The organism is Sphingomonas cavernae (assembly GCF_003590775.1).
Lineage (GTDB): Bacteria > Pseudomonadota > Alphaproteobacteria > Sphingomonadales > Sphingomonadaceae > Sphingobium_A > Sphingobium_A cavernae.
In genome coordinates, this window is sequence record NZ_QYUM01000004.1 from 881,473 (window position 1) to 904,294 (window position 22,822).

Annotated in this window: 26 protein-coding genes; 4 read left to right on the plus strand and 22 right to left on the minus strand. The window is 64.4% G+C overall.

The features are described from left to right. Positions 1 to 8 precede the first annotated feature (8 nt). Positions 9 to 2,144, minus strand: coding sequence for a prolyl oligopeptidase family serine peptidase (locus tag D3876_RS19485; RefSeq protein WP_238475458.1), 2,136 nt, complete (start codon positions 2,142 to 2,144; stop codon positions 9 to 11). A 212-nt stretch (positions 2,145 to 2,356) separates the two neighbouring features. On the opposite strand from D3876_RS19485, the gene D3876_RS21095 reads away from it, so the two are divergent. Then, the gene (locus tag D3876_RS21095; RefSeq protein ID WP_274378995.1) at positions 2,357 to 2,491 is read left to right on the plus strand and encodes a hypothetical protein; all 135 of its coding nucleotides are present in this window, start codon (positions 2,357 to 2,359) and stop codon (positions 2,489 to 2,491) included. A gap of 81 nt (positions 2,492 to 2,572) precedes the next feature. Here the strand turns inward: D3876_RS21095 and D3876_RS19490 are convergent, their stop codons facing one another. Both D3876_RS19490 and rplQ read right to left on the minus strand, forming a co-directional pair. Further along, positions 2,573 to 3,022: a YegP family protein gene (locus D3876_RS19490; protein ID WP_182912079.1), complete on the minus strand. Its 450-nt coding sequence runs from the start codon at positions 3,020 to 3,022 to the stop codon at positions 2,573 to 2,575. 686 nt (positions 3,023 to 3,708) lie between these two features. Continuing rightward, positions 3,709 to 4,131, minus strand: a complete 423-nt coding sequence (gene rplQ, locus D3876_RS19495; protein ID WP_119765337.1) for a 50S ribosomal protein L17 — start codon at positions 4,129 to 4,131, stop codon at positions 3,709 to 3,711. Between the two features lie 456 nt (positions 4,132 to 4,587). Here rplQ and D3876_RS19500 point away from each other — a divergent pair, with 456 nt between their 5' ends. Beyond that, the gene (locus D3876_RS19500; RefSeq protein ID WP_119765339.1) at positions 4,588 to 8,586 is read left to right on the plus strand and encodes a beta strand repeat-containing protein; all 3,999 of its coding nucleotides are present in this window, start codon (positions 4,588 to 4,590) and stop codon (positions 8,584 to 8,586) included. Between the two features lie 142 nt (positions 8,587 to 8,728). On the opposite strand, the gene D3876_RS19505 is transcribed toward D3876_RS19500, so the two are convergent. From D3876_RS19505 to gdhA, 7 genes are all read right to left on the minus strand, one after another. Next, a complete protein-coding gene (locus D3876_RS19505; protein ID WP_119765341.1) occupies positions 8,729 to 9,790 on the minus strand; it encodes a DNA-directed RNA polymerase subunit alpha in 1,062 nt (353 codons plus the stop codon). 94 nt (positions 9,791 to 9,884) lie between these two features. Beyond that, positions 9,885 to 10,274 (minus strand): 30S ribosomal protein S11, encoded by a 390-nt coding sequence (gene rpsK / locus D3876_RS19510; protein WP_119765343.1) that lies wholly within the window; start codon positions 10,272 to 10,274, stop codon positions 9,885 to 9,887. A gap of 15 nt (positions 10,275 to 10,289) precedes the next feature. Then, positions 10,290 to 10,658 (minus strand): 30S ribosomal protein S13, encoded by a 369-nt coding sequence (gene rpsM / locus D3876_RS19515; protein WP_119765345.1) that lies wholly within the window; start codon positions 10,656 to 10,658, stop codon positions 10,290 to 10,292. A 321-nt stretch (positions 10,659 to 10,979) separates the two neighbouring features. Next, entirely contained in the window at positions 10,980 to 11,474 is a 495-nt protein-coding gene (locus D3876_RS19520; RefSeq protein WP_119765347.1) for a CYTH domain-containing protein, read from the minus strand. Continuing rightward, positions 11,474 to 12,400 carry a CHAD domain-containing protein gene (locus tag D3876_RS19525; protein WP_119765349.1) on the minus strand — a complete coding sequence of 309 codons (927 nt, stop codon included), beginning with the start codon at positions 12,398 to 12,400 and terminating at the stop codon, positions 11,474 to 11,476. Before D3876_RS19525 ends, D3876_RS19520 begins: the two co-directional genes overlap by 1 nt. Positions 12,401 to 12,526: 126 nt before the next feature. Then, positions 12,527 to 13,111 (minus strand): beta/gamma crystallin-related protein, encoded by a 585-nt coding sequence (locus tag D3876_RS19530; protein ID WP_119765753.1) that lies wholly within the window; start codon positions 13,109 to 13,111, stop codon positions 12,527 to 12,529. A 28-nt stretch (positions 13,112 to 13,139) separates the two neighbouring features. After that, a complete protein-coding gene (gene gdhA / locus D3876_RS19535) occupies positions 13,140 to 14,495 on the minus strand; it encodes an NADP-specific glutamate dehydrogenase (RefSeq protein WP_119765351.1) in 1,356 nt (451 codons plus the stop codon). 199 nt (positions 14,496 to 14,694) lie between these two features. Here gdhA and D3876_RS19540 point away from each other — a divergent pair, with 199 nt between their 5' ends. Together D3876_RS19540 and D3876_RS19545 are read left to right on the plus strand one after the other, a co-directional pair. Then, entirely contained in the window at positions 14,695 to 15,237 is a 543-nt protein-coding gene (locus tag D3876_RS19540; protein ID WP_119765353.1) for a hypothetical protein, read from the plus strand. A gap of 111 nt (positions 15,238 to 15,348) precedes the next feature. Then, entirely contained in the window at positions 15,349 to 15,657 is a 309-nt protein-coding gene (locus D3876_RS19545; protein ID WP_119765355.1) for a DUF7957 family protein, read from the plus strand. 224 nt (positions 15,658 to 15,881) lie between these two features. Here D3876_RS19545 and D3876_RS19550 read toward each other — a convergent pair whose 3' ends face one another. From D3876_RS19550 to rplX, 12 genes are all read right to left on the minus strand, one after another. Beyond that, complete coding sequence (locus D3876_RS19550; protein WP_119765755.1) at positions 15,882 to 16,406, minus strand: SRPBCC family protein; 525 nt, start codon at positions 16,404 to 16,406, stop codon at positions 15,882 to 15,884. Positions 16,407 to 16,569: 163 nt separating this feature from the next. Next, the gene (locus tag D3876_RS19555) at positions 16,570 to 17,220 is read right to left on the minus strand and encodes an adenylate kinase (protein WP_119765357.1); all 651 of its coding nucleotides are present in this window, start codon (positions 17,218 to 17,220) and stop codon (positions 16,570 to 16,572) included. Further along, complete coding sequence (secY, locus tag D3876_RS19560; protein WP_119765359.1) at positions 17,217 to 18,584, minus strand: preprotein translocase subunit SecY; 1,368 nt, start codon at positions 18,582 to 18,584, stop codon at positions 17,217 to 17,219. The genes D3876_RS19555 and secY overlap by 4 nt, the downstream gene beginning before the upstream one ends. 111 nt (positions 18,585 to 18,695) lie before the next feature. After that, entirely contained in the window at positions 18,696 to 19,250 is a 555-nt protein-coding gene (gene rplO, locus D3876_RS19565; protein ID WP_119765361.1) for a 50S ribosomal protein L15, read from the minus strand. Between the two features lie 121 nt (positions 19,251 to 19,371). Then, on the minus strand, positions 19,372 to 19,554 hold the full coding sequence (rpmD, locus tag D3876_RS19570; RefSeq protein ID WP_119765364.1) for a 50S ribosomal protein L30: 183 nt from the start codon (positions 19,552 to 19,554) through the stop codon (positions 19,372 to 19,374). A 5-nt stretch (positions 19,555 to 19,559) separates the two neighbouring features. Continuing rightward, positions 19,560 to 20,285 (minus strand): 30S ribosomal protein S5, encoded by a 726-nt coding sequence (rpsE, locus tag D3876_RS19575; protein WP_119765366.1) that lies wholly within the window; start codon positions 20,283 to 20,285, stop codon positions 19,560 to 19,562. A gap of 2 nt (positions 20,286 to 20,287) precedes the next feature. After that, positions 20,288 to 20,641 (minus strand): 50S ribosomal protein L18, encoded by a 354-nt coding sequence (gene rplR / locus D3876_RS19580; RefSeq protein ID WP_119765368.1) that lies wholly within the window; start codon positions 20,639 to 20,641, stop codon positions 20,288 to 20,290. Between the two features lie 3 nt (positions 20,642 to 20,644). Then, the gene (gene rplF / locus D3876_RS19585; protein ID WP_119765370.1) at positions 20,645 to 21,178 is read right to left on the minus strand and encodes a 50S ribosomal protein L6; all 534 of its coding nucleotides are present in this window, start codon (positions 21,176 to 21,178) and stop codon (positions 20,645 to 20,647) included. Beyond that, a complete protein-coding gene (gene rpsH / locus D3876_RS19590) occupies positions 21,178 to 21,573 on the minus strand; it encodes a 30S ribosomal protein S8 (RefSeq protein WP_119765372.1) in 396 nt (131 codons plus the stop codon). The genes rplF and rpsH overlap by 1 nt, the downstream gene beginning before the upstream one ends. Before the next feature lie 12 nt (positions 21,574 to 21,585). After that, positions 21,586 to 21,891 carry a 30S ribosomal protein S14 gene (gene rpsN, locus D3876_RS19595; RefSeq protein WP_119765374.1) on the minus strand — a complete coding sequence of 102 codons (306 nt, stop codon included), beginning with the start codon at positions 21,889 to 21,891 and terminating at the stop codon, positions 21,586 to 21,588. Between the two features lie 41 nt (positions 21,892 to 21,932). Next, positions 21,933 to 22,508 carry a 50S ribosomal protein L5 gene (rplE, locus tag D3876_RS19600; protein WP_119765376.1) on the minus strand — a complete coding sequence of 192 codons (576 nt, stop codon included), beginning with the start codon at positions 22,506 to 22,508 and terminating at the stop codon, positions 21,933 to 21,935. Next, on the minus strand, positions 22,501 to 22,821 hold the full coding sequence (gene rplX / locus D3876_RS19605) for a 50S ribosomal protein L24 (RefSeq protein ID WP_119765378.1): 321 nt from the start codon (positions 22,819 to 22,821) through the stop codon (positions 22,501 to 22,503). The genes rplE and rplX overlap by 8 nt, the downstream gene beginning before the upstream one ends. Between the last annotated feature and the right edge of the window lies 1 nt (position 22,822).

Sequence of the window (22,822 nt, forward strand, 5' to 3'; positions counted from 1 at the left end):
GATCGCGTCTATTTTTCGACCGCGTCGATCTTCAGCCCCGTCCATTTGCCGATGAACGCGTACATGTCGGCGGATTCCTCGATGATCTTGTCGGTAGGCTTGCCCGAGCCATGGCCCGCGCGCGTCTCGATCCGGATGAGGTGCGGCTTGGCGCCGATGTCCGCTGCCTGGAGCGCCGCGGTATATTTGAAGCTGTGGCCGGGGACGACGCGGTCATCGGTATCCGCGGTGGTCACGAGGATCGCGGGATAGTCGGCGCCAGGCTTCACATTGTGATAGGGCGAATAGGCGCGCAGCGCCTTGAAATCGGCCTCCTTGTCGGGGTGGCCGTAATCGTCCACCCAATAGCGCCCTGCGGTCCAGCGGTCGAAGCGGAGCATGTCCATCACGCCCACGCCGGGGAGCGCGGCGGCGAACAGGTCGGGACGCTGGTTGACCACCGCGCCTACGAGGAGCCCGCCATTGGATCGCCCCTCGATCGCGAGCTTGTCCTTCGCGGTGATCCCCTGCGCGATCAGATATTCGCCCGCGCCGATAAAGTCGTCGAACACGTTCTGCTTGTTCTGCAGCCGGCCCGCGTCGTGCCATGCCTTGCCATATTCGCCGCCCCCGCGCAGGTTCGCGATTGCGAGCACCCCGCCCTGTTCAAGCCAGGCGAGCTTGGTCGCCGAGAAGCTCGGCGTCACCGAGATGTTGAAGCCGCCATAGCCATAAAGCAGCGTCGGCGCGCCACCGCTGGGCATCGGTCCCTTCTTGCGGACGATGAACACCGGGATCTTCGTCCCGTCCTTCGACGGATAGAATTGCTGGAGCGTCTCATAGGCGGCGGGATCGAACGCCACCCTGGGCTGCGCGAACACGCTCGCCTCGCCCGTAGTCGTGTTGAAGCGGTAGACCGTGGGCGGCGTCGCAAAGCTCGAGAAGGTGTAGAAGGTCTCGGGATCGCCCGCCTTGCCGCCAAAGCCCGCCGCGGTGCCGATGCCGGGCAGCGTGATCGCGCCGCCGGGCTTACCGTCCAGCGTCACCATCTCGGCCTCGGACTTGGCGTCGCCCAGATAGGCGAGCACGATCTTCTCGCCCACCATCGACGCGCCGACCAACGTATCTGTGCGCTCGGGGACGATCTGCACCGGCGCGGCCTTGGGCCTGGCTGCGTCGAGCGTCACCAGCCGCTGCCGCGGCGCGCCCTTGTTGGTAAGAAAATAGAAGCGCGCGCCGACATTACCGACCAGTTCCCAGTTGTTCTCGAGGCCCTTGACCAGCGCCTTGGGCTTCGCGCCCGGCGTACCGAGATCGAGCACGTGCATCTCATAGCGCTCGTCGGTGCCCGCCGAGGAGGTGATGAGCAGATACTTGCCGTCATCGGTCACCTGCGCGCTATGGCCCAGCGCGGGACGATCGGGCGTCTCGTAGACCAGCGTGTCGGCGGACTGCGGCGTGCCGATGCGGTGGAACCAGACCTGCTGGTTTGAGGTCGTCGACTGGAAGGCCTGCCCTTCCGCGGGCGCCGCGAAGCGCGAATAATAAAATCCGCTGCCATCGCCCGCCCAGGACAGATTCGAATATTTGACCCACTTGACCTCGTCGTCGAGCATCTTGCCCGTCGCAGCATCGAGCACCTTCACCGTGCGCCAGTCGCTGCCGCCATCTTGGATCGCGTAGACGAGCTTCGACCCGTCGTCCGAGGGCGCCCATTCGGCAAGCGCCGTCGCGCCATCCTTTGCCCATGTGTTGGGATCGATCAGCACGCGCCGCGCGCCCGCCAGCCCGTCCTGGGCATAAAGCACCGACTGGTTCTGCAGCCCGTCGTTGCGCGTATAGAAATAGCGGCTGCCCGCTTTGCGCGGTACGCCGAAGCGCTCGAAGTTCATCAGCTTCGTCATCCGCGCCTTGAGCACGTCGCGCCCGGGCAGCGTGTCGAGATAGGCGTCGGTCACCGCGTTCTGCGCGTCCACCCACGCCTTCACCTTCACGTCGCCGCGCACGTCATTCTCGAGCCAGCGATACGGATCCGCCACCCTGATCCCGAAATGCGTCTCGGTCGGCCCGCTCCTGTCACTCGCCGGATAGGCGAAGGTCGGCGCGGCCGCGCTGCCCGCGATTGGCGCGGCGTCGTCGGCAGGGATCTGCGCGTTCAGGCTCATGGGAAGCGCGATAAGGGGAAGGCTCAAAAGGGCAAGCGCGTGGCGCATGGGGTATCGTCTCCGAAACTGGATCTTGTTGCGGTGAAGCGTAGCGCCCGAGCGATGGATCGCAAACCCGACTCGACGAACGACATGATCTTGCGTCCACGCGCGCAATTGATATCGTTATCGAAACAAATGGGTCGCATCCAAGCCATTCGATGGGGTGAGGCATGACCGACGAGACCGAAGACAAGCGCAAGGGCGACCGCCGCGATACGGACCGGCGCGGTCCGCCCGACCCCGATTTCAAGGGTCCCGACCGCCGCACCGGAGAGCGCCGCAAGCACGAGCGCCGCCAGGTCTAGGGCATTCACACCCGCGGCCCCGCGCCGGCCGCGATCATCAGCGCCCACGCCATCGCGTCCGTGCCGTCGCCCCCTACCCGTTCAGAGCGGGGCGGAACTCGGGCGAATGTCGGCGCCGGTGGCGAAGTGCTTGAGCTGCTCGACCGCCTCCGTGCATTGTCCTTCGGTTCGATAGCCGCGCCCCGAAGCGAGGATACGATCGGACGCGGTGCGAAGGCGCCACCGCCAATCGCCCCCCGACCGAAGCGTCGAGGTCAAGCTGACCTCCGACGCGCGATAGATTTCGAAATAGGCGTCCGCGCCCTGATCCGTCTTGCTCGGCACCCAGCAGGACACCAGACGCCAGGGGTGATCGTCTGTCAGTCCGCTCGCCCGGATCGCTGTCGGCGGCGTCTTTTCCGGATTGGCGTTCGCGGCGCCGCCGGCCTGCACATATGCGGAAAGGATATCTGTACGGAGTTCCTCGGGCGCCGGAGCTGCGGCACTCAGCGCTCCGCGCCACTGCGAGGGCATGTTACGATTGAACGACATATTTCTGCTCCCATTGGCAAGCGGGAGCAGCGCGTGTCTCTCAGTCGTCACAGGCCTGCAGAAGGTACGGAAGCGACGATGCCGCATGGTACACGCAAACGCAGCTTTTGGCGAATACGCGCTTGGCGTCGCGCGGCGTGCGCTTCACGGCCGATCATTCGATATTGGGCGGACAGGCGTCAGCGCACGATCAGCGAGAAGCGGCTGATTATGGCATAGCGGCAGGGCCGCTAGCGCAATGCCACCGGCCGCGGTGGTTCGGCGGGGTGTAGTGCCTCCAGATCGGCCTCGACCCTTGCCGCGCCTTCATAATGTGTCGCAAAACCCTGATAGGTCCGGCGAATGGCTTCGCTGGCGGTATGCTCTGCGGCTTCTCGACAATGTCGGGCCCGATCAAGCAAATACTCCCGATGCGTGCAGATTTTCATGTGAGCTTCTCGCCAGAAACAAGCGGCAGCTCTCATCTGTCTGTCGGTCGACGCAATGCTCGAAGATCTTGTGCCGATGGAGGCGATATGGGCATCACAGACAACTGTTACAACGGTAGCCGCCAATCCTCGCATATGAGGGGATGCGGCGAGGCCGGCGCAGGCATATCCGCAACGCGTCGACCAGCCCCCCGATCAACAAAAAAGGCCCCGCGTTTCCGCGAGGCCCTTTTACGTGTTCTTGATGAACCTAAGCGATCAGGCCGCTTCGTCCATGTCATCGTCACCAGCGACCGGACCCGAATCCTGGCCCTTGGCGCTGACGTCGCGGTCGACCAGCTCGATGTACGAGACCGCCGCCGCGTCCGAGGCGCGGAAGCCGGCCTTGATGATGCGGGTATAGCCGCCGTTACGGTCCTTGTAGCGCTCGGCCAGAACGTCGAACAGCTTCTTGAGCTGCGTGTCGTCGAGCAGGCGCGCATGCGCGAGACGACGGTTCGAAAGGCCGCCCTTCTTGGCGAGCGTGATCAGCTTTTCGACATAGGGGCGAAGTTCCTTCGCCTTGGCTGTCGTGGTCATGATCTGCTCGTGCTTGATCAGCGCTGCCGCCATGTTGCGGAACATGGCTGTACGGTGTGAACCGGTACGCTGCAGCTTGCGGCCGCCTACGCGATGACGCATTGTCTTCTTCCTTCGTTCGTTCGGGGGCCGTATCAGGTACCCCGGACCAGGCGGTGAATAAGGCCACCGCCCAAAACCAGTCACATATGCGTGAAGAGCAGCCCCAAAGCCGATCACGGCGTTCGAGTCAAGGATTTTTCAGGGGATCTGCTCGATTGGCCCGCGCCGAAAGTCGCCTTGCGCTTGGCGTCGTCGCCAGCCTTCTTCTCCGGGCCGTGAAAACAGGCGAACCAGCCCGCCGCGAAGGGACGGAACGTACCCGGACGCTCGCGCATAATGCCAAAATAGACCGGAAAGCCGGGGATTATCCCGATTGCGACTGCCCGCTGCTGATCTATCCTCGACGGCCAGATTCGAGGGAGAACGGCGCGAGACACATTGAGCTACGAACGAAAAAATCGGGGGGCCAAGACCAAATTATTCGAATCCGGCTGATGAAGTCACAGGAGGATAATCATGGAGCGCCCAGATCATCGTGCGAAGATCGTGTCATTACTCTTTTCCACCGCGCTTACGTCGATTGGGCTGGCCATGCCCATGCTCGTTCAGCCCGTGATGGCACAAGGGCTCGTTGTCCAGCCCACCACGCCGGCGCCCGTTCCAGCATGCCCCGCCAATCCGCCGGCGGTGGTGAACCCGCCGGTGACAAGCGGCATCGCGATCAGCGGCGCGACCGATTGCCCGGCCGGGCCCACCCCCGCCGCACAGGTCAACGATGATCGCGGGATTGCAATCGGCAACGACCGCAGCACCCCGACCACCACCAGCGGCACCGGTGACTCGGTTGCGATCGGCACCGGCGCAACCGCAGGGTCATCAGGCGTGGGTCAGGCTGTCGCCATCGGTTCTCGCGGCCGTGCGAGCGGCCTGAACTCGTTCGCGGGCGGCTTCAACGCGGTGGCGCAAGGCGGTAGCAGTGTCGCGCTGGGAGCAAGCAGCAATGCCGGAACGCTGAACGCCACGGCGGTCGGAACCGGCGCCAACGCCAGCGGCGACACGGCGACGGTGGTCGGCTCCAACTCGCGCGCAAGCGGGATCCTGGGAGTGGCCATCGGGGGCTCGAACACGGTATCCGGGGACGCGGCGGTCGGCATCGGCTCCAACGTGCAGGCGACGCGGACGGGGTCGGTGGCAATCGGCGGAAACACGCTGGCAACCGAGGATGGGACGACCGCGGTCGGCTCGATCTCGATCGCATCGGGGCTCGCCAGCACGGCTTATGGCTTCGATACGCAGGCGACGGCGCGTGGCGCTTCGGCGCTCGGCGGCGGCAGCCGTGCTACGGGCGACCAGAGTTCGGCGGTGGGAACACTTGCACAGGCGTTGGGGGCGAACACCATCGCGATCGGTTTTCTCTCCACCGCGAATGCGGCCGACAGCATCGTACTCGGCACCCAGGCGGTGGTCGCTCCAGTCGGTGTCAACAGCATCTCGATCGGCAACAACAGTGTGGTGAATTCGGCCAATGGCCTTGCGCTCGGAACCCGCGCGTCGGTCGCCGCCACCGATGGCAGCGGGACGGCGATCACCAATGGCATCGCGATCGGCAACAACAGCGTGACGAGCAACAGTGATGCGACCGCCGTTGGCACCGGCACGATTGCCAGCGGCCAGAACAGCGTCGCGTTTGGCACCACGGCGCGCGCCACCGGAGCGCAAGGCAGCGCCATCGGGCAGAACAGCCTTGCCCAGGGCGCCAATTCGGTGGCGCTTGGCACTTCGGCGCGCGCGACGGGCCAGGTCAGCACCGCGCTCGGGCAGAACGCCACTGCCACGGGTGTGCGCAGCGTCGCGCTCGGCCAGTCGGCCGACGCGACGGGCACCGACGCGCTTGCTGTCGGCAATGCGGCGCAGGCGAGCGCGGCCAACGCGGTTGCGCTCGGCCGCACCGCAAATGCCAGCGGACTGGGGGCTATGGCACTCGGCAGGGACTCCGTTTCCAGCGGCGAAGGTTCGGTTGCGCTCGGCCGCATCACCGTTTCCAGCGGCAGGGGATCGACGGCTGTCGGAGACAGTGCCCTCGCTGTGGGTGTGGGCGATACCGCCATTGGATGGAACGCCCGGGTTCTTGCGAACCAGAGCACCGCGGTCGGCACCAATTCCACGATCGCCACGGGGGCGACGCAGGCGTCGGCGTTCGGTTTCGGCGCGACCGTCGCGCAATCCAACAGCGTGGCAGTTGGTGCGAACAGCAATGCCTCGCGCGGCGCGCAGACCAATTATACGGCCGCTGTGCTTACTTCGCCGCAGAACTCGATCGGCGAAGTCTCCGTTGGAACCACCTCGGGCCAGCGGCAGATCACGGGCGTGGCTGCGGGATCCCAGGCCAACGACGCGGTCAACGTCCTTCAGTTGCAGGGCGCGGTTTCACGCGCGGATGCCCTTGGCGGCGATATCGCGACCGCCCTGGGCGGCGGCGCCAGCTATTCAAGCGCAACGGGAAGGCTCTCTCCGCCCAGCTACACCATCCAGGGCGCTGCGCGCCCCAATATCGGCACCGCGCTGGCCGCGCTCGACGGCCAGCTCACGACCAATACCGGCAACATCGCTACCAACACCGCGAACATCAGCACACTGCAGGGCCAGGTTGCGACAAATTCGAGCCTCATCGCGAGCAACGTCACTGACATCAGCGCGCTGCAGGGGCAGGTCGGAACCAGCACGAACGATATTCTGGCGCTGCAGGGGCAGACGGCCAACAACACGAGTGCCATCACGACCGCTGGCACCAACATCACAAACCTGCAGACCCTGGCCACTGCCGCCGCGGGCAATATCTCGACGCTGCAGGGACAGGTGGGCTCTCACGATTCACAGATCGCGGCGAACACGGCGGCCATTGCGGGCCTGACGGCGGGGATTCCGCCGACGGGATCGGGACTGGTGGTCCAGCCCGCGGCCGGGGCCAACATCCTGGTCGGCGGGGGCACCGACGGCGCAGGAGTCGACTTCACGGGAACGGCGGGGGCACGCCAACTGACCGGCGTCGCGGCCGGGCAGGTCAATGCGGGCTCCACCGACGCCGTAAACGGCAGCCAGCTTGCTGGCTCGGCACAAAGTGTCGCCACCGCGCTGGGCGGTGGCTCGACCGTCAATCCCGACGGCACGGTCACCGCACCCAGCTACACGATCCAGGGCGCGACCCAGACGAGCGTGGGCGGCGCGCTGACCGCACTCGATGGTCAGGTGACCACCAACACCAATGCGATCTCCGGGCTGCAGAACCAGGGCGCTACCAATGCCGGCGCGATCACAGCGCTCCAGGGCGAAGTGGCAACCCATTCGGGCGATATCGCGACACTGCAGGGGCAGGCGGTGACCAGTGCTGGCCAGATCACGACGCTGCAGGGGCAGGTTGCGGGCAATACGGGGGCGATCACGACGCTGCAGGGGCAGACCGCCACCAATAGCGCGAACATCACGACGGTCAGCAATAACGTAACCAACCTCAACAATGCGATCAGCGCGGGAACGATCGGCCTGGTCCAGCAGGCGGGACCCGGAAGCAATCTCACGGTCGGCGCCGCGACCGACGGAGTCGCGGTCAGCTTTGCCGGCGCACAGGGCGCGCGCACGCTCGCGGGCGTCGGGCCGGGAACGATCGCAGCCGGGTCGACCGAGGCGGTGAATGGAGACCAGCTCAATTTCACCAACGAAGTGCTGGCGGACGTCGCGAACCTCGTCACCGGTCAGGCGCTGGGCGGCTTTGGATCCGACAATACGAGCGGTGCGCTGCCGCCCAATCCGTCGGGGGCCGATTCCTCGGCGGGTGGCGCGGGCGCCGTGGCCTCGGGCGCTCGCTCGCTTGCGGTCGGCAACAGCAGCACGGCGTCCGGCGCCACGTCGACCGCGCTCGGCAACAATGCTCAGGCGACCGCCGACAACGCGGTCGCGGTGGGCCAGGCGGCACAATCGACCGGAGCGGGCGCTGTCGCGCTCGGGCAGGGCGCGCAGGCAACGGGCGCCAACGCGGTCGCGATCGGTGCCGGCGCATCCGCGATGGGGCCGAACCAGGTCGCGCTCGGTTCCGGCACCTCGACCTACACGCTGGCGGGAATCAATTCCTCGGCGAGCCAGGCGGCGCAGAGCGGCGCGCTGCGGCTGGTGACGACCGACATGGCCGGCAATCTCGGCACGAGCACACTCGACATTGCGACGCTGGGCGGATTGGGCCCGCGAACGAGCGCACTCGAGGGACAGGTGGCCGTGCTCGACCGCCAGATGCGCCAGGCCAACGGCGGAATCGCGGCGGCGATGGCGATGGGCGGCACGCTGCTCCCGCCCGACATGAACGTCGCTGTCTCGTTCAACCTCTCCACCTATCGCGGCCAACAGGGCTTTTCGGGTGCGGTAGTCGCCCGCGTGACCGATCGGGTCTGGGTGAGCGGTGGTGTCGCGGGGTCCACCGTGAAGGGCTCCACCGGAGGGCGCGCAGGTGTGACATTCGGATGGTGAGGGTGTCACAAACTCAACCAGACGGATGAAGAGATCCACGAGATATGCGGCACTGGCCTTCGCATCGTCAGGCTCGTCAAAGAAAAAAGGGCCGCCCCAACGGGACGGCCCTTTTGTTCGGTAACGCAGACTCCGGAGCGTCTTAGCCCAAAATCTCCTGTTCCAGCTTCTTGGCCATTTCCTCGATATTCTCGGGCGGCCAGCCGGGGATCTCCATGCCGAGGCGCAGACCCATGCTGGAGAGGACTTCCTTGATCTCGTTGAGCGACTTGCGGCCGAAGTTCGGCGTGCGCAGCATCTCGGCCTCGGTCTTCTGAACCAGATCGCCGATATAGATGATGTTGTCGTTCTTGAGGCAGTTCGCCGAACGCACCGACAGCTCGAGCTCGTCGACCTTCTTGAGCAGGTAACGGTTGAGCTGGTTGGTGTCGCTCTCCGACTCCGCTGCCGCAGGGGCCGCCATGCCGATCGTCGGCGCAGCCGCCGCCAGACCCTCGTCGAAGTGGACGAAGAGCTGGAGCTGGTCCTGCAGGATGCGCGCGCCATAAGCCAGCGCATCGTCGGGGGTGACGGTGCCGTCGGTCTCGATGGTGAGCGTCAGCTTGTCATAGTCCAGTTCCTGGCCGACGCGCGTGTTCTCGACCTTGTACGCAACCTGGCGCACGGGCGAGTAGAGCGCGTCGATCGGGATCAGGCCGATCGGAGCGTCCGCGGGGCGGTTCGCGGCGGCGGGGACATAGCCCTTGCCGGTATCCGCGACGAGCTCCATGTTGAGCGTCGCACCCTCGTCGAGGTGGCAGATGACGAGATCGGGGTTCATCACCTCGATGTCGCCCGACACCGAGATCATGCCCGCGGTGACTTCGGCGGGGCCGGTCGCGGAAAGCTGCAGGCGCTTGGCGCCCTCGCCTTCCATCTTCAGCGCAATCTGCTTCACATTGAGGACGATGTCGGTCACGTCTTCGCGGACACCCGCGAGCGACGAGAACTCATGCAGCACATTCTCGATCTTGATCGAGGTGACCGCGGCGCCCTGCAGCGAGGAGAGGAGAACGCGGCGCAGCGCGTTGCCGAGCGTCAGGCCGAAGCCGCGCTCGAGCGGCTCCGCGACGAACGCCGCTTTGCGCTTGGCGTCGCCGCCAGCTTTCTTCTCCAGGCCATTGGGCTTTTTCAATTCCTGCCAGTTCTTGACATTGACAGACACGGGCTTCCCCTTGGCTGGGCGGGAGCGAGGGGCGCTCCGGCCGATAACAATAGGTCGAAGGGCCGCCCTCTCGGGCAGCCCATCGGGGATCACATCAGACGCGGCGGCGCTTGGACGGCCGCACGCCGTTGTGCGGGATCGGCGTCACGTCGCGGATCGACGTGATGTTGAAGCCGACCGCCTGGAGCGCACGGAGCGCCGATTCGCGGCCCGAACCCGGACCCTTCACCTCGACCTCGAGCGTGCGGACGCCGTGCTCGGCGGCCTTCTTGCCCGCGTCCTCGGCGGCGACCTGGGCGGCATAGGGCGTCGACTTACGGCTGCCCTTGAAGCCCATCATGCCCGCCGACGACCAGGAAATCGCATTGCCCTGCGCGTCGGTGATCGTGATCATGGTGTTGTTGAAGCTGGCGTTCACATGCGCGACGCCTGCGGTGATGTTCTTGCGTTCGCGCCGACGAAGGCGCTGCGGTTCACGTGCCATGGTTTGTCGCGCCCCTTACTTCTTCTTGCCGGCGATCGGCTTGGCCTTACCCTTGCGGGTGCGGGCGTTGGTGTGCGTGCGCTGGCCGCGGACGGGCAAGCCCTTACGGTGACGCAGGCCGCGATAGCAGGCCAGGTCCATCAGGCGCTTGATGTTCATCGCGGTCTGGCGACGAAGATCACCTTCCACCGTGTGGCCGGCGTCGATCGTCTCGCGGATCTGGAGGACTTCCTGGTCCGACAGGTCCTGCACGCGGCGCTCGGGCGTGATGCCGAGCTGGTTGATGATCGCCTGCGCTTTGGCGGGGCCGATTCCGTGAATATACTGAAGCGCGATCAGAACGCGCTTGTTGGTCGGGATGTTAACCCCCGCAATACGTGCCATCTTTCTTTCTCCTGCTCCACAGGCGGCCTTGGCAGAACCGCCCATCTCATCGCGTCAGTCCCGAAACGCACGAACGCGGCGAGCGCAAGAAAGCGCCGCCGGAGAGCCGGGGTTTCGGAATGCAGGACCCAATACGGTCGCGACGCCGCGGAGTCAAGCGCGGCTGCGGTCAACGCGCTGTGTCGCGTGCGCACTGATGAAGCGCGTCGTCTCATCGCCCTCGCTCTCCAGGGGAGCTTTTGTCGGGCACGATGCCAAAGCGCAAGATCACATTGCTCCTGAATCGAAGGATATCGTCGCTTTGGCGCAACGCCGCTCCCATCATCGCGGTTGGGTGTCAACAATGGCGGGTGGACCAACCGCGGCGGCGAGCCGTGCATTCTGGTATCGCGGGTCGTCGGTCACCTCCGGCCCCAACCAGTCGGGCAAATCGACCGCGCGCCCGGGATGATCGAGCTCGATCTCCGCGAGGACGAGCCCCGCTAGTCGTCCCTCGAAGACATCGACCTCCCATATGAGCTTGTCTCCGGTCACGGGCACGAGATGGCGGCGCTTGACGATCAATTCACCCGTCGCAAGCCCGAGCAGCGGCTCGGCATCTTCGATGGGTATGGCGTATTCGAACTCCAGACGCCCCTCGCCACCGCGCTCCGACTTGACGGTGAGCATGGCGGATGTCCCGTCCACGACGCGCACGCGCACTGACGCCGCGCCTTCGCGTGCAAGATAGCCCTGGCGGATCGCCTTGACCGCCACGACCTCGCTTTTCCAGCGATCATCCGCGACGAGGAATTTGCGTTCGATCTCGATCGCCATCACGCAGCCCTTGCCTGATCTGCCGCGTCGCCCTCGGCACGCCAGACCTCCCAGTAACCGCGCCAGCGCTTGACCAGCGCAGATGGCGACTCGCTCAGCAAAAGACCGCCCTCGTTCAGCGCGCGATCTGCGGTCGACCCGCTTCGTTGTGCGAGCGCAGCGCGAAAGGGCGCGACAACGGTGATGCCACCGAAATCTTCGGGATGTGCGGCAATGGCATGATCGAGCACCGCGAGGTCGTGATGATGGCCAAGCACTTCGCCAAGATCGTGCGCGGCGTCGACATGCACCGCCATTTCGGTTGGCCAGATCGGCGCGAGCAACCGCGTGTGATACCAATGATATTTCACCGATTTGCGCCAGTCGTGAAAATCCTCGGCATCGCCGCTTGTTGCGGCACGCTTCATCGCCTTGCGGGCCTTGCGATAGTTGCGCGCCGCGCCTTGGGCGATCATGTCGAAACCGTCTCCGTCGATACGCCAGTGCGCGGCATCCTCCCGCAGCACGGCGATGTCCCGGACGAATGTCGCGAGCCGCTCGTCAAGGTCGACGATCGCCCCCAGCATCTTGCGATTGTGCAAGAGCCGACGACGCACCGCCGCGGCGGAGGAACGATCCGTCTCCGGCCACTCACGCAGGATCGTGTCGCACGTCTCAATCATCACATCGGCATCGCGCGTCAGTGCAAGCGGCGCGGCGAGCGCACGCAGCCTGTCGTCAGCCTCATCAAAGTCGGCAAATCCCGGACGGATAAGGCGGATCAGCGCGCGAAGCTGCTTGCAATGTTTGCGCGCCGAATGGACCATTTCGACGCGATCGGTTCGTGGGCTGACGAGCTCGACGATCGCCGCCTCGATCTGTTCGCTTACGATCCGGTGCAGCGTCTTCTCAATCGACTTGTCGCTGCGTTTCAGGCGATACGCCAATGCGCGCTCCGATCCAGCCCCATCGCCATTATGACCGGGGTCGAAACAAAGGCAAGGCCGGCGCCTGATGCGTCCGGAGCGTTGCCATCGGGCGGCCAGGCACCGACGCCGCCCGCCCCTTCCGGTTCAAAAACCCGAACGCACGCAGAGCACGTCGGCAATGTAGACGCGACGGCCAACCGTCTGGAGCGACTGGTTGCGCGAGCCGTTCCAGCCTGCCGAACGGCAGAACTGGTCCGCCGTCGTCTTGGCGCAATTGGCGGTCGATTGTCCGCCCGGGCACTGGATACGCTGGCCATAGCGCATGGGCTCGGGGAAGAATTCGGCACCCATGCCGCGCAGCGACTGACCCGAACCGCCGCCACCGCCCGATCCCCCGCCGCCCAAAGGCCGCATCGACTGGAGTGTGCGGAACTGGTTGGCGATGCTGGGCGTGTCCTGATCGACGGTGGTGCAGCGACCGGTGAAATTGCGTCCCGTGCAGATCTGCCAGCGGCCGCTCCGCACGCGAATCGAACGCACTTGCCACGCCAGCCCCATGTCGGGTTCAGCACGCTGCACCGCAACCGCGGGCCCCGAATAATAGGCATCGCGATAGATCGTCGCTTCAGCCTGACCGCCCGGCGGCCGGAAGCGTTCGTCCTGCTGGGCCGAGCCCGGAACTGAAACGGCTACCAACGCCGTCAGGCCGAGCATGGTCATGATACGCATGGCGCTCTCCTCCTTCCGCTCCGCTCCGTCAGACGACTCCATAGGCAAGCATGGCGTCGGCGACCTTCTTGAAACCCGCGATATTCGCGCCGCGGACATAGTCGACATAGTCATCCGACACGCGGCCATATTGCAGGCAACTATTGTGGATGCCTTCCATGATATCGAGCAGAAGCTGCTGAAGTTCCGCTTCCTTCCATGAGCGGCGCTCGGAATTCTGGCTCATCTCCAGGCCCGAGACCGCGACTCCCCCCGCATTGGCAGCCTTGCCGGGGGCGAAGAGGATCTTCGCATCCTTGAAGACGTGGACGCCCTCGAGGTTGGTCGGCATGTTGGCGCCTTCGGAAACCGCAAAGCAGCCATTCTTGACGAGTGTCTTCGCATCCGCGCCGAGCAGCTCATTCTGCGTCGCGCAGGGCAGCGCAACGTCGCACGGGACGCCCCAGGGCGTCTTGCCCTCGTGGAAGGTCGCGTTCCTGTACTCGGCGACATAGTCGGCGATCCGCCCGCGTCTCTTGGTCTTGTGCGCCTTCACCCAGTTGATCTTTTCCAGATCAATGCCGTCAGGATCGTGGATGAAGCCCTGACTGTCGGACAGCGTCAGCACCTTGCCGCCGAGCTGGGTCACCTTCTCGGCTGCATGTGTCGCCACATTGCCCGAGCCCGAGATAACGGCGGTCAGACCCGCCAGGTCCCTGCCCCTGGTCCCCAGCATGTTCTGGAGGAAATAGGTTGCACCATAGCCCGTCGCCTCGGGCCGGATCAGCGAGCCGCCGAATTCGATGCCCTTGCCCGTCAGCACGCCCGTGAACTGGTTGGTGATGCGCTTGTATTGGCCGAACATATAGCCGATCTCGCGCGCACCCACGCCAATATCGCCCGCGGGCACGTCGACGTCAGCGCCAACATGGCGGTAGAGCTCGGTCATAAAGCTCTGGCAGAAGCGCATCACCTCATGGTCGCTCTTGCCCTTGGGATTGAAGTTCGCGCCGCCCTTGCCGCCACCCATCGGGAGCCCGGTCAGCGCATTCTTGAAGGTCTGCTCGAAAGCGAGGAACTTGAGCACGCTTTCCGTCACCGAAGGGTGGAAGCGGATGCCGCCCTTATAGGGTCCGATCGCGTTGTTGTTCTGCACGCGCCACCCGCGCTGGACGCGGATATTGCCCTTGTCGTCCTCCCAGCAGACGCGGAAGGAAATCACGCGATCGGGCTCGGCGATCCGCCGCAGGATCTGATAATGGTGATATTCTTCCTTGTCGGCGATGAAGTCGAAAATATCCTCGGCGACTTCCTGCACCGCCTGCACGAACTCGTCCTGCCCCGGATTGCGCTTCTTCACCCCCTCGATGAAGGTCGGCAGATCCACATGATCACTAACGGCCATTCCTCGCCCCCTGCTCTTCAAACAGTTATCAGGCGACCCATCCATGGCGGCTCCTGTTCGAGTCGGAGCCGTCCATTGCGAAGAAAGGCTTATCACGTTTTCGCTGCGAAACGAGCGCTGGTTTCCGCGGGTAGGGAAGCCGCCGGTTTCGCGGTATCGTGAGCCCAACGCTGGCTTCGTGGACCGGAGGGAGATCGTTATGGCGCAGGCGCAATATTCCGATGAGGCAATCGCGGCGGCGACGGGCAGGACATGGCCCGAATGGCGGCAGCTACTCGACGGCATCGACGCCGCAAAGCTGTCGCACAAGGACATTGCGGCGAAACTCCACAGCGAACATGGCGTGCCGGGCTGGTGGTCGCAGATGCTCACGGTCGAATATGAGCGCGCGATCGGCCGCCGCGTGATCGGACAGACCTGCACGGGCGACTTTTCCGCCGCTGCCACGCGCACGCTGCCGGGAGACAAGGACGCGGCGATCGCGGCCTGGCGCGCAGCGGTCGCGGGAATGGACACGTTCGACGGCGTGCCCTTTGCGGGCCCCCCACGCGAAAGCAGCACCGAGAAATGGCGCTACTGGCGCGTCGACCTTGCCGACGGCACCAAGGTGACCGCGATGGGATCGGATAAGGCGCCGGGAAAGGCGGGGCTCGCGGTCAATCACGACAAGCTGGCGGATGCCGACGCGGTGGCGCGGTGGAAGGGGTATTGGGGGCCGTTTTTGAAGGGGGTTGGTGGGTGAGGTGGTTGACGCGGGGAGACTGCTATCGCCGCAAAGTCGGTCATCTATCCGGCTCCCCTCCTTACCATTAAGCTGACGCTGCAAGAGAGCCAAAAACAAGGACAAAAATCCATGGTGCAGCCGTTTGCTGTGAATGCCGAAATCCTCGAAAGGGCAAGGCTTCTTAACGACGCTACTGTGACGCTTTATGATTGGATGGCCGACGATGTCCGAGACGGGCGCAATCTAATCGCTACGAACCGCGACGGCACAGAACTCTGGAGAGCTAAGCCGGTCGTCTTTAACGATCCAAGGCAACAAGATTGCTTCACCGCGATTCGATGGGACGGCGTGAGCCTCACCGCGTTCACGTGGTCTGGCTACAAAGTCTCCGTTGATCCAGACGACGGGAATATTACGGTTCTCGCGTTCACGAAGTAGCGGATTGGTGATCATGCTTCGTGACCGTCCGCTATCGGGCTAGCCTTTCCCATAAGCCGCCAGTCCGCTCACCACGACAAACCAGACTTCAAAGCCAAATGACGTTCGGGCTGAGCCTGTCGAAGCCCTTTCGTTTCAATCTGGTACCGGGGACAGGGAGGGAACAGGAAGCGAAGGGCTTCGACAGGCTCAGCCCGAACGGGTTTTGACAGGGGCTCAGGTCGTCAGCCCGCAGGCTTGTCGAGGATTACCTTCAACCGTCCGAGTTGTTCGGCGAGCACCTTGTCGACGACGGGCGCGATACCCTTCAACCCGCCCGGCATGTAGCCGCTGGCGACATAACGCTGGGTGATCTTCGCGCCACCCGGCGCGGGTTCGATCGTCCAGGTCATCGTCGCGGTGATCGCTTCGGACTGGAGCGGGCCGAGCCCGCCCACGAAGCGCAGCACCTTTCCCGGTTGCGCGTAGATGATGCGGCCATGCTCGATCGTGCCGCCGCCCGGTGTCCTTTCGCAGAAGCAGCCGCCGGCGCGCGCGTCGATCGTCATGTTCTTCGCGTCGCCGCTATAGCTGTGTTCGCCGTTCCACCACTGGCCGGGATTGCGCAGCGCGTCATAGGCGGCAGCGGGCGTTGCCTTCACCGTTTCGACGCTGACGACCTCGAAGCCGCCATCGCTTGCGGACTTCACTTCTGCGGCGGCGGGCGTCGCGATGGCTAGACCAGCAATGGCGAGCAGAAACAGTTTCATGGCGGCACCCCCTATCATGTCATCCCCGCGAAAGAGCGCCGGGTTGAACATGCCCCGCATGTTCAAGGATCGTCTGGGGGACGATCCGACCCGGCACTGATCCAGATCGGCATCGTAGCTGGATTCCCGCTTTCGCGGGAATGACAATTTTGAAGGGAACCGCTCAGCGGCCGTCGAGGATCGCCTCGATCGCGTCGTTGACGTGCGCGATGTCGGCCATGCCGTCGACGCGCTTCACCAGACCGCGCGCTTCGTAGATCGGCAGGATCGGCGCAGTCTTGGCGCGATATTCGGCCATGCGCGTGCGCACCGTCTCGGCATTGTCGTCGGGACGGCGCTTGAACTCGGTGCCGCCGCAGACGTCGCAGACGCCCTCGACCTTGGGCTGCTTGAACGTATCGTGATAGCCCTCACCGCACTTCGCGCAGGTGAAACGGCCGGTGATGCGCTCGACGAGCGCGTCCTCGTCAACCTCGAGCTCGATAACATGATCGAGCGTGCGTCCGCGATCGGCAAGGATCTGGTCCAGCGATTCGGCCTGCGCCGCGGTGCGCGGATAGCCGTCGAAGATCGCGCCCTTGTCTGGGCCCATATCGTCGAGCTTGTCACCGATCAGCGCAGAGACGATCTCGTCCGAAACGAGTTCGCCCGCATCCATCACGGCCTTGGCCTTGAGGCCGACGGGTGTGCCCGCCTTCACCGCCTCGCGGAGCATGTCACCGGTGGAGAGCTGTACCATGTCGTGCTCTGCGACGAGCCGGCTTGCCTGTGTCCCCTTGCCCGCCCCCGGCGGGCCCAACAGGATTATATTCAACGCGCTCTCCCGCCTTTCAATTTCGCCTTCTTGATGAGGTCGCCATATTGATGTGCCAGCAGATGGCTCTGGATCTGCGTCACCGTGTCCATAGTCACGTTGACCACGATGAGCAGGCTCGTGCCACCCAGGTAGAAGGGTATGCCCGCCGCCGAGATCAGATATTCGGGGACGAGGCAGATCACCGTCAGGTACGCCGCGCCGATCACGGTGATGCGCGTCAGCACATAATCGAGATAATCGGCGGTGTTCTTGCCCGGACGGATGCCGGGGATGAAGCCGCCATAGCGCTTCAGGTTGTCCGCGGTTTCCTCGGGATTGAAGACGACGGCGGTATAGAAGAAGCAGAAGAAGATGATGCCCGCGGCATAGAGCGCCATGTAGAGCGGCGCGCCGTGCTGGAGCGCGGTGGTGACGCCGATGATGAAATCGCCCGTCGCGCTCTCGCCCGTCACCTGCTGCCCCGAGAACTGGACGAGCGTGAGCGGCATGAGCAGCAGCGAGGAGGCGAAGATCGGGGGGATCACGCCCGCGGTGTTGATCTTGAGCGGCAGGTGGCTTTTTTCCGCCTGCATCAGTCCGCGTTGCGTCTGGCGTTTGGGATACTGGATCAGCACGCGGCGCTGCGCGCGCTCCATGAAGCAGATGAACGCGATCAGGCCGAGCGCAAGCGCGATGATCCCGAGGATCAGCAGCGGCGACATCGAGCCCGTACGGCCGCCTTCGAACAGGTTGGCGAGCGCCATCGGAAGCTGCGAGACGATGCCCGCCATGATGATGAGCGAAACGCCATTGCCGACGCCGCGGCTGGTGATCTGCTCACCCAGCCACATCAGGAACATCGTGCCGCCGATGAGCGAAATCACCGCTGCGATGCGGAAGGTCCAGCCCGGCTCGACGACCGCGGACATACCCTGCGTCGCGCCCCAGGCTTCGAGCCCAACCGCGATGAAATAGCCCTGGATCGCGGTCAGGCCGACAGTGCCGTAACGCGTATACTGGTTGAGCCGCTTGCGCCCGCTCTCACCCTCTTTCTTGATGGCGGAGAGCGTGGGCGACAATGCGGTCGCGAGCTGCACGACGATCGAGGCGGTGATGTAAGGCATCACGCCCAGCGCGATCACGCTCATGCGCTCGAGCGAACCGCCCGAGAAGGTGTTGAAGAAGTCGAGGACGCCGCCGCGAGTCGTGTCGTAGAGCGTCGCGAGCGCGCGCGGGTCGACGCCCGGCAGCGGCACATGGCTCATCAACCGGAAGATGATGAGCGCGCCCAGCGTGAACCACAGCCGCTTCTTGAGCTCGGTGGCCTGCGCGAATTTGGACAGGTTCAGGTTGGATGCGAGATTATCGGCTGCGGATGCCATAAATGTTCTGGACCCCGAAAAACATGAGCGGCGGAATGCATCGCTGCCCCCCGCCGCCCCATATAGTGTGCGATCCGGCTTTGTCTAAGCCTGATGCGGCGAAAAGCGGCGTCAGGCTTTCGCCGCTGCCTTCTTCGCTTCCTTTTCGGCAGCGCGGACCTTCTGGACCGTGCGATGCTTGGCCTTGGCCTTGTCCGCCGCGGCGACAACCTCGATCACTTCGACCGAACCGCCAGCCTTCTCGATGGCTTCCTTCGCGCCCTTGGACACGCCGGCAACCTTGAACGACAGCTTCGTGCTGAACTCACCCTTGCCCAGGATGCGGACGCCATCCTTGCCGCCGCGCGCAACGCCGGCAGCCTTGAGCGCGGCATGATCGATCACGCCCTTGGCGTCGAGCTTCTTGGCATCGACCAGCTTCTGGATCGCGCCCAGGTTCACTTCCGCGAAGTCCTTGGCGAAGATGTTGTTGAAGCCGCGCTTCGGGATGCGCATGTGGAGCGGCATCTGACCGCCCTCGAAGCCGTTGATCGCAACGCCCGAGCGTGCCTTGGCACCCTTCTGACCGCGGCCGGCGGTCTTGCCGAGCCCCGAGCCGATACCACGGCCGACGCGCACGCGCTCCTTGCGGGCGCCCTTGTTGTCACGGATGTCGTTGAGTTTCATGTCTTGCACTCGCTTTCGCTATGTTCGCGCTGAACTTTAAACGACTGCACCCCGGCTTTGCGGCCGGGGTCCAGTTCGGGTGGGGCCTTAGCCCGGCTTGCGCCGGGGTGCCAGCCCGATTTTAGTCGGCCACCTGCACGAGGTGGTGGACCTTCTGCACCATGCCGCGGATCGAGGGAGTATCCTCCAGCTCGACCGTGCGGTGCATCTTGTTGAGGCCGAGGCCGATCAGCGTCTTGCGCTGGCTCGGATCGCGGCGGATCGGAGAACCCGTCTGGGTAACCTTGATCGTCTTCTTGGCCATGTGATTTACTCCACGACCGCTTCGGCGTCGGCCTGGGCAACCGCCTCGGAGGCGCCGCCGCGACGCAGCAGATCGGCAATCTTCTTGCCGCGACGCTGCGCAACCGACTTGGGGCTGGTCTGTTCGCCAAGCGCCTCGAAGGTCGCCCGGATCATGTTGTACGGGTTGGACGTGCCGACCGACTTGGTCACCACATCGGCAACGCCGAGGCTCTCGAAGACGGCGCGCATCGGGCCGCCCGCGATGATGCCGGTACCCGCAGGTGCCGAACGCAGCGTCACCTTGCCCGCGCCGAAATGGCCGTTGCCATCATGGTGCAGCGTGCGACCTTCCTTCAGCGGAACGCGGACCATTGCCTTCTTGGCAGCAGCGGTCGCCTTCGAAATCGCCTCAGGCACCTCGCGCGCCTTGCCATGGCCGAAGCCTGCACGGCCCTTGCCATCGCCGACGACGACGAGTGCAGCGAAGCCAAAGCGCTTGCCGCCCTTCACCGTCTTCGAGACGCGGTTGATGTGGACGAGCTTCTCGATGAGCTCCTCGCCCTGTTCTTCCTGCGAACCACCGCGGCGGTCGTCGCGACGGCCACGGCCGCCACGGTCACGATCGCCGCCGCCGCCACGGCCGCCACGGCCGCCACGCGGGCCACGGGGACCACGACCCTCGGTCGGCTGACCTTCGGCAGCGGCTGCGGGAGCGGCTTCGACGCCCTTGTTTTCGGTTTCGTCAGCCATAATCAGAACTCCAATCCGCCTTCACGCGCGGCATCCGCCAGCGCCTTGACGCGTCCATGAAACAGGAAGCCGCCACGGTCGAACACCACCCTGGTGACGCCCGCCTTCTTGGCTTTTTCGGCGACGCGCTTGCCAACGTCGGCCGCAGCCTCGGCAGTGGCGCCGGTCTTGCCGCGAACATCCTTTTCCAGCGTCGAGGCCGAAGCGAGGGTCTTGCCCGCCGCATCGTCGATGACCTGGGCATAGATGTGCCTGCCCGAGCGATGAACCGAAAGCCGGGGACGCAGCGCGCCGCGGGCCTTGAGTGCGGTGCGGACGCGCTGACGGCGCCGCTCGAAGAGAGAGAGTTTCGCCATGGCTTACTTCTTCTTGCCTTCTTTGCGGAAGATAAACTCGCCGCGATATTTGATGCCCTTGCCCTTATAGGGCTCCGGCTTGCGCCAGCGGCGGATTTCGGCCGCAACCTGGCCCACCTTCTGCTTGTCGATGCCCGAGATCTCGACCGTCGTGTTGTCCGGGGTCTTGATCTCGATGCCCTCGGGCACGTCGATGTCTACATCGTGCGAGTAGCCGAGCTGAAGCTTGAGCTTCTTGCCCTGCGCGTTCGCGCGGTAGCCGACGCCCGTGATCTCGAGAACCTTGCTGAACCCGTCGGTCACGCCCGTGACCAGGTTCTGCACCAGCGTGCGGTGCATGCCCCAGAAGGAGCGCGCGCGCTTGGTCTCGTTGGCGGGCTTCACGACGATGCGGCCGTCCTCGATGCCATAGCTGATGTCATCGAGCATGGGCATGGAGAGCGTGCCCTTCGGTCCCTTGACCGAAAGGATCGCGCCTTCGATGGTCGCCGTCACGCCCGCAGGCACGGTGACCGGAACTTTACCGATGCGGCTCATCAGAACACCTCCGCCAGCACTTCGCCGCCGACATTCTGTTCGCGCGCTTCGGCGTCCGACAGAACGCCCTTCGGCGTCGACACGATGGTGATGCCAAGGCCGTTGCGAACGCGCGGGAGTTCCTTGGAACCCGAATAGACGCGACGGCCGGGCTTCGAGACGCGCGCGACATGCTGGATCGCGGGCTGGCCCTCGAAATATTTCAGCTCGATGCGCAGGCCGCTGTGATCGCCAAGCGCCTCTTCCTTGTAGCCGCGAATATAGCCTTCGCGCTGGAGCACGTCGAGGACGCGCGCGCGCAGCTTGGAAGCGGGGGAAACCACGCTGTCCTTGCGGGCCCGCTGGCCGTTGCGGATGCGGGTGAGCAGGTCACCCAAAGGATCGGTCAATGCCATGATCTGTAATCCTTACCAGCTCGACTTCGTGACACCCGGGATCAGGCCCTTGTTGGCCAGATCACGCAGCTGCACGCGGCAGAGACGGAATTTGCGGTAATAGGCGCGCGGACGGCCCGTGAGCTCGCAGCGGTTGCGAATCCGCGTGGGATTCCCGTTGCGGGGGATCTCGGCCATCTTCAGCCGCGCAATCAGACGCTCGGTTTCATCGAGCGCGTTGTCCGCGGCAATCGCCTTCAGCTTCGCATAACGGCCGGCATATTTCTTCACCAGCTTCTTGCGACGCTCATTCTTGTTGATCGAACTCAGTTTCGCCATGACTTAAGTTCTCGCCTTTCCTGCTAGCGAGACGGACCTTTTCAGGCCGCCTGCTTTTCTTCTTCAATGGGGAACGGGAAACCGAACAGACGGAGCAGCTCGCGCGCTTCCTCGTCGGTCTTTGCGGTGGTCGTGACGATCACGTCCATGCCCCGAACCTTTTCGATACGGTCATAATTGATCTCGGGGAACACGATCTGTTCCTTGAGACCGCACGCATAGTTGCCACGCCCGTCGAAGCTCTTCGGGTTCAGGCCGCGAAAGTCGCGGACGCGCGGCAGCGCGATGGTGATGAACCGGTCGAGGAATTCGAACATGCGAGCGCGGCGAAGGGTAACCTTCACGCCGATCGGCATGCCTTCACGCAGCTTGAACTGCGCGATCGACTTCTTCGCCTTGGTGACGACGGGCTTCTGGCCGGCGATCAGCTCCATTTCCGAAGCTGCGATCTCGACCTTCTTCTTGTCCTGCGTCGCTTCGCCCACGCCCATGTTGAGAACGATCTTCTCGAGGCGCGGAACTTCCATCACGTTCTTGTAACCGAATTTCTCGGTCATCGCCTTGACGATCTTCTCGTTATAGAGAGTCTCGAAGCGCGGCGTGTACTTGTCAGCCATTGATGACCTCCCCGGACTTCACGGCCACGCGGACCTTCTTGCCGTCCTTGGTTTCAAAGCGCACGCGCGTCGCCTTGCCGCTCTTGGGGTCGGCAATCGCGACCTTGGAGGCGTGCAGCGGCGCTTCGATGCGCTCCAGGCCGCCCTGCGGGTTGGCCTGGGTGGGTTTGCGGTGGCGCGTCGCGACGTTGATGCCCGACACGATCACCTTGCCTTCCTTCGGAAGGGCTTTGGTGACTTCACCGGTGCGGCCCTTGTCCTTGCCGGACAGGACGACGACGGTGTCACCCTTTTTGATCTTGGCAGCAGCCATG

Bases quoted from the DNA above. Each gene is read 5' to 3' on its own strand.
- D3876_RS19485 (WP_238475458.1), bottom strand. From the start codon at position 2,144: ATGAGCCTGAACGCGCAGATCCCTGCCGACGACGCCGCGCCAATCGCG.
- D3876_RS21095 (WP_274378995.1), top strand. From the start codon at position 2,357: ATGACCGACGAGACCGAAGACAAGCGCAAGGGCGACCGCCGCGATACG.
- D3876_RS19490 (WP_182912079.1), bottom strand. From the start codon at position 3,022: ATGTCGTTCAATCGTAACATGCCCTCGCAGTGGCGCGGAGCGCTGAGT.
- rplQ (WP_119765337.1), bottom strand. From the start codon at position 4,131: ATGCGTCATCGCGTAGGCGGCCGCAAGCTGCAGCGTACCGGTTCACAC.
- D3876_RS19500 (WP_119765339.1), top strand. From the start codon at position 4,588: ATGGAGCGCCCAGATCATCGTGCGAAGATCGTGTCATTACTCTTTTCC.
- rpsK (WP_119765343.1), bottom strand. From the start codon at position 10,274: ATGGCACGTGAACCGCAGCGCCTTCGTCGGCGCGAACGCAAGAACATC.
- rpsM (WP_119765345.1), bottom strand. From the start codon at position 10,658: ATGGCACGTATTGCGGGGGTTAACATCCCGACCAACAAGCGCGTTCTG.
- D3876_RS19520 (WP_119765347.1), bottom strand. From the start codon at position 11,474: ATGGCGATCGAGATCGAACGCAAATTCCTCGTCGCGGATGATCGCTGG.
- D3876_RS19530 (WP_119765753.1), bottom strand. From the start codon at position 13,111: ATGCGTATCATGACCATGCTCGGCCTGACGGCGTTGGTAGCCGTTTCA.
- gdhA (WP_119765351.1), bottom strand. From the start codon at position 14,495: ATGGCCGTTAGTGATCATGTGGATCTGCCGACCTTCATCGAGGGGGTG.
- D3876_RS19540 (WP_119765353.1), top strand. From the start codon at position 14,695: ATGGCGCAGGCGCAATATTCCGATGAGGCAATCGCGGCGGCGACGGGC.
- D3876_RS19545 (WP_119765355.1), top strand. From the start codon at position 15,349: ATGGTGCAGCCGTTTGCTGTGAATGCCGAAATCCTCGAAAGGGCAAGG.
- D3876_RS19550 (WP_119765755.1), bottom strand. From the start codon at position 16,406: ATGAAACTGTTTCTGCTCGCCATTGCTGGTCTAGCCATCGCGACGCCC.
- secY (WP_119765359.1), bottom strand. From the start codon at position 18,584: ATGGCATCCGCAGCCGATAATCTCGCATCCAACCTGAACCTGTCCAAA.
- rplO (WP_119765361.1), bottom strand. From the start codon at position 19,250: ATGAAACTCAACGACATCCGTGACAACAAGGGCGCCCGCAAGGAGCGC.
- rpmD (WP_119765364.1), bottom strand. From the start codon at position 19,554: ATGGCCAAGAAGACGATCAAGGTTACCCAGACGGGTTCTCCGATCCGC.
- rpsE (WP_119765366.1), bottom strand. From the start codon at position 20,285: ATGGCTGACGAAACCGAAAACAAGGGCGTCGAAGCCGCTCCCGCAGCC.
- rplR (WP_119765368.1), bottom strand. From the start codon at position 20,641: ATGGCGAAACTCTCTCTCTTCGAGCGGCGCCGTCAGCGCGTCCGCACC.
- rplF (WP_119765370.1), bottom strand. From the start codon at position 21,178: ATGAGCCGCATCGGTAAAGTTCCGGTCACCGTGCCTGCGGGCGTGACG.
- rpsH (WP_119765372.1), bottom strand. From the start codon at position 21,573: ATGGCATTGACCGATCCTTTGGGTGACCTGCTCACCCGCATCCGCAAC.
- rpsN (WP_119765374.1), bottom strand. From the start codon at position 21,891: ATGGCGAAACTGAGTTCGATCAACAAGAATGAGCGTCGCAAGAAGCTG.
- rplE (WP_119765376.1), bottom strand. From the start codon at position 22,508: ATGGCTGACAAGTACACGCCGCGCTTCGAGACTCTCTATAACGAGAAG.
- rplX (WP_119765378.1), bottom strand. From the start codon at position 22,821: ATGGCTGCTGCCAAGATCAAAAAGGGTGACACCGTCGTCGTCCTGTCC.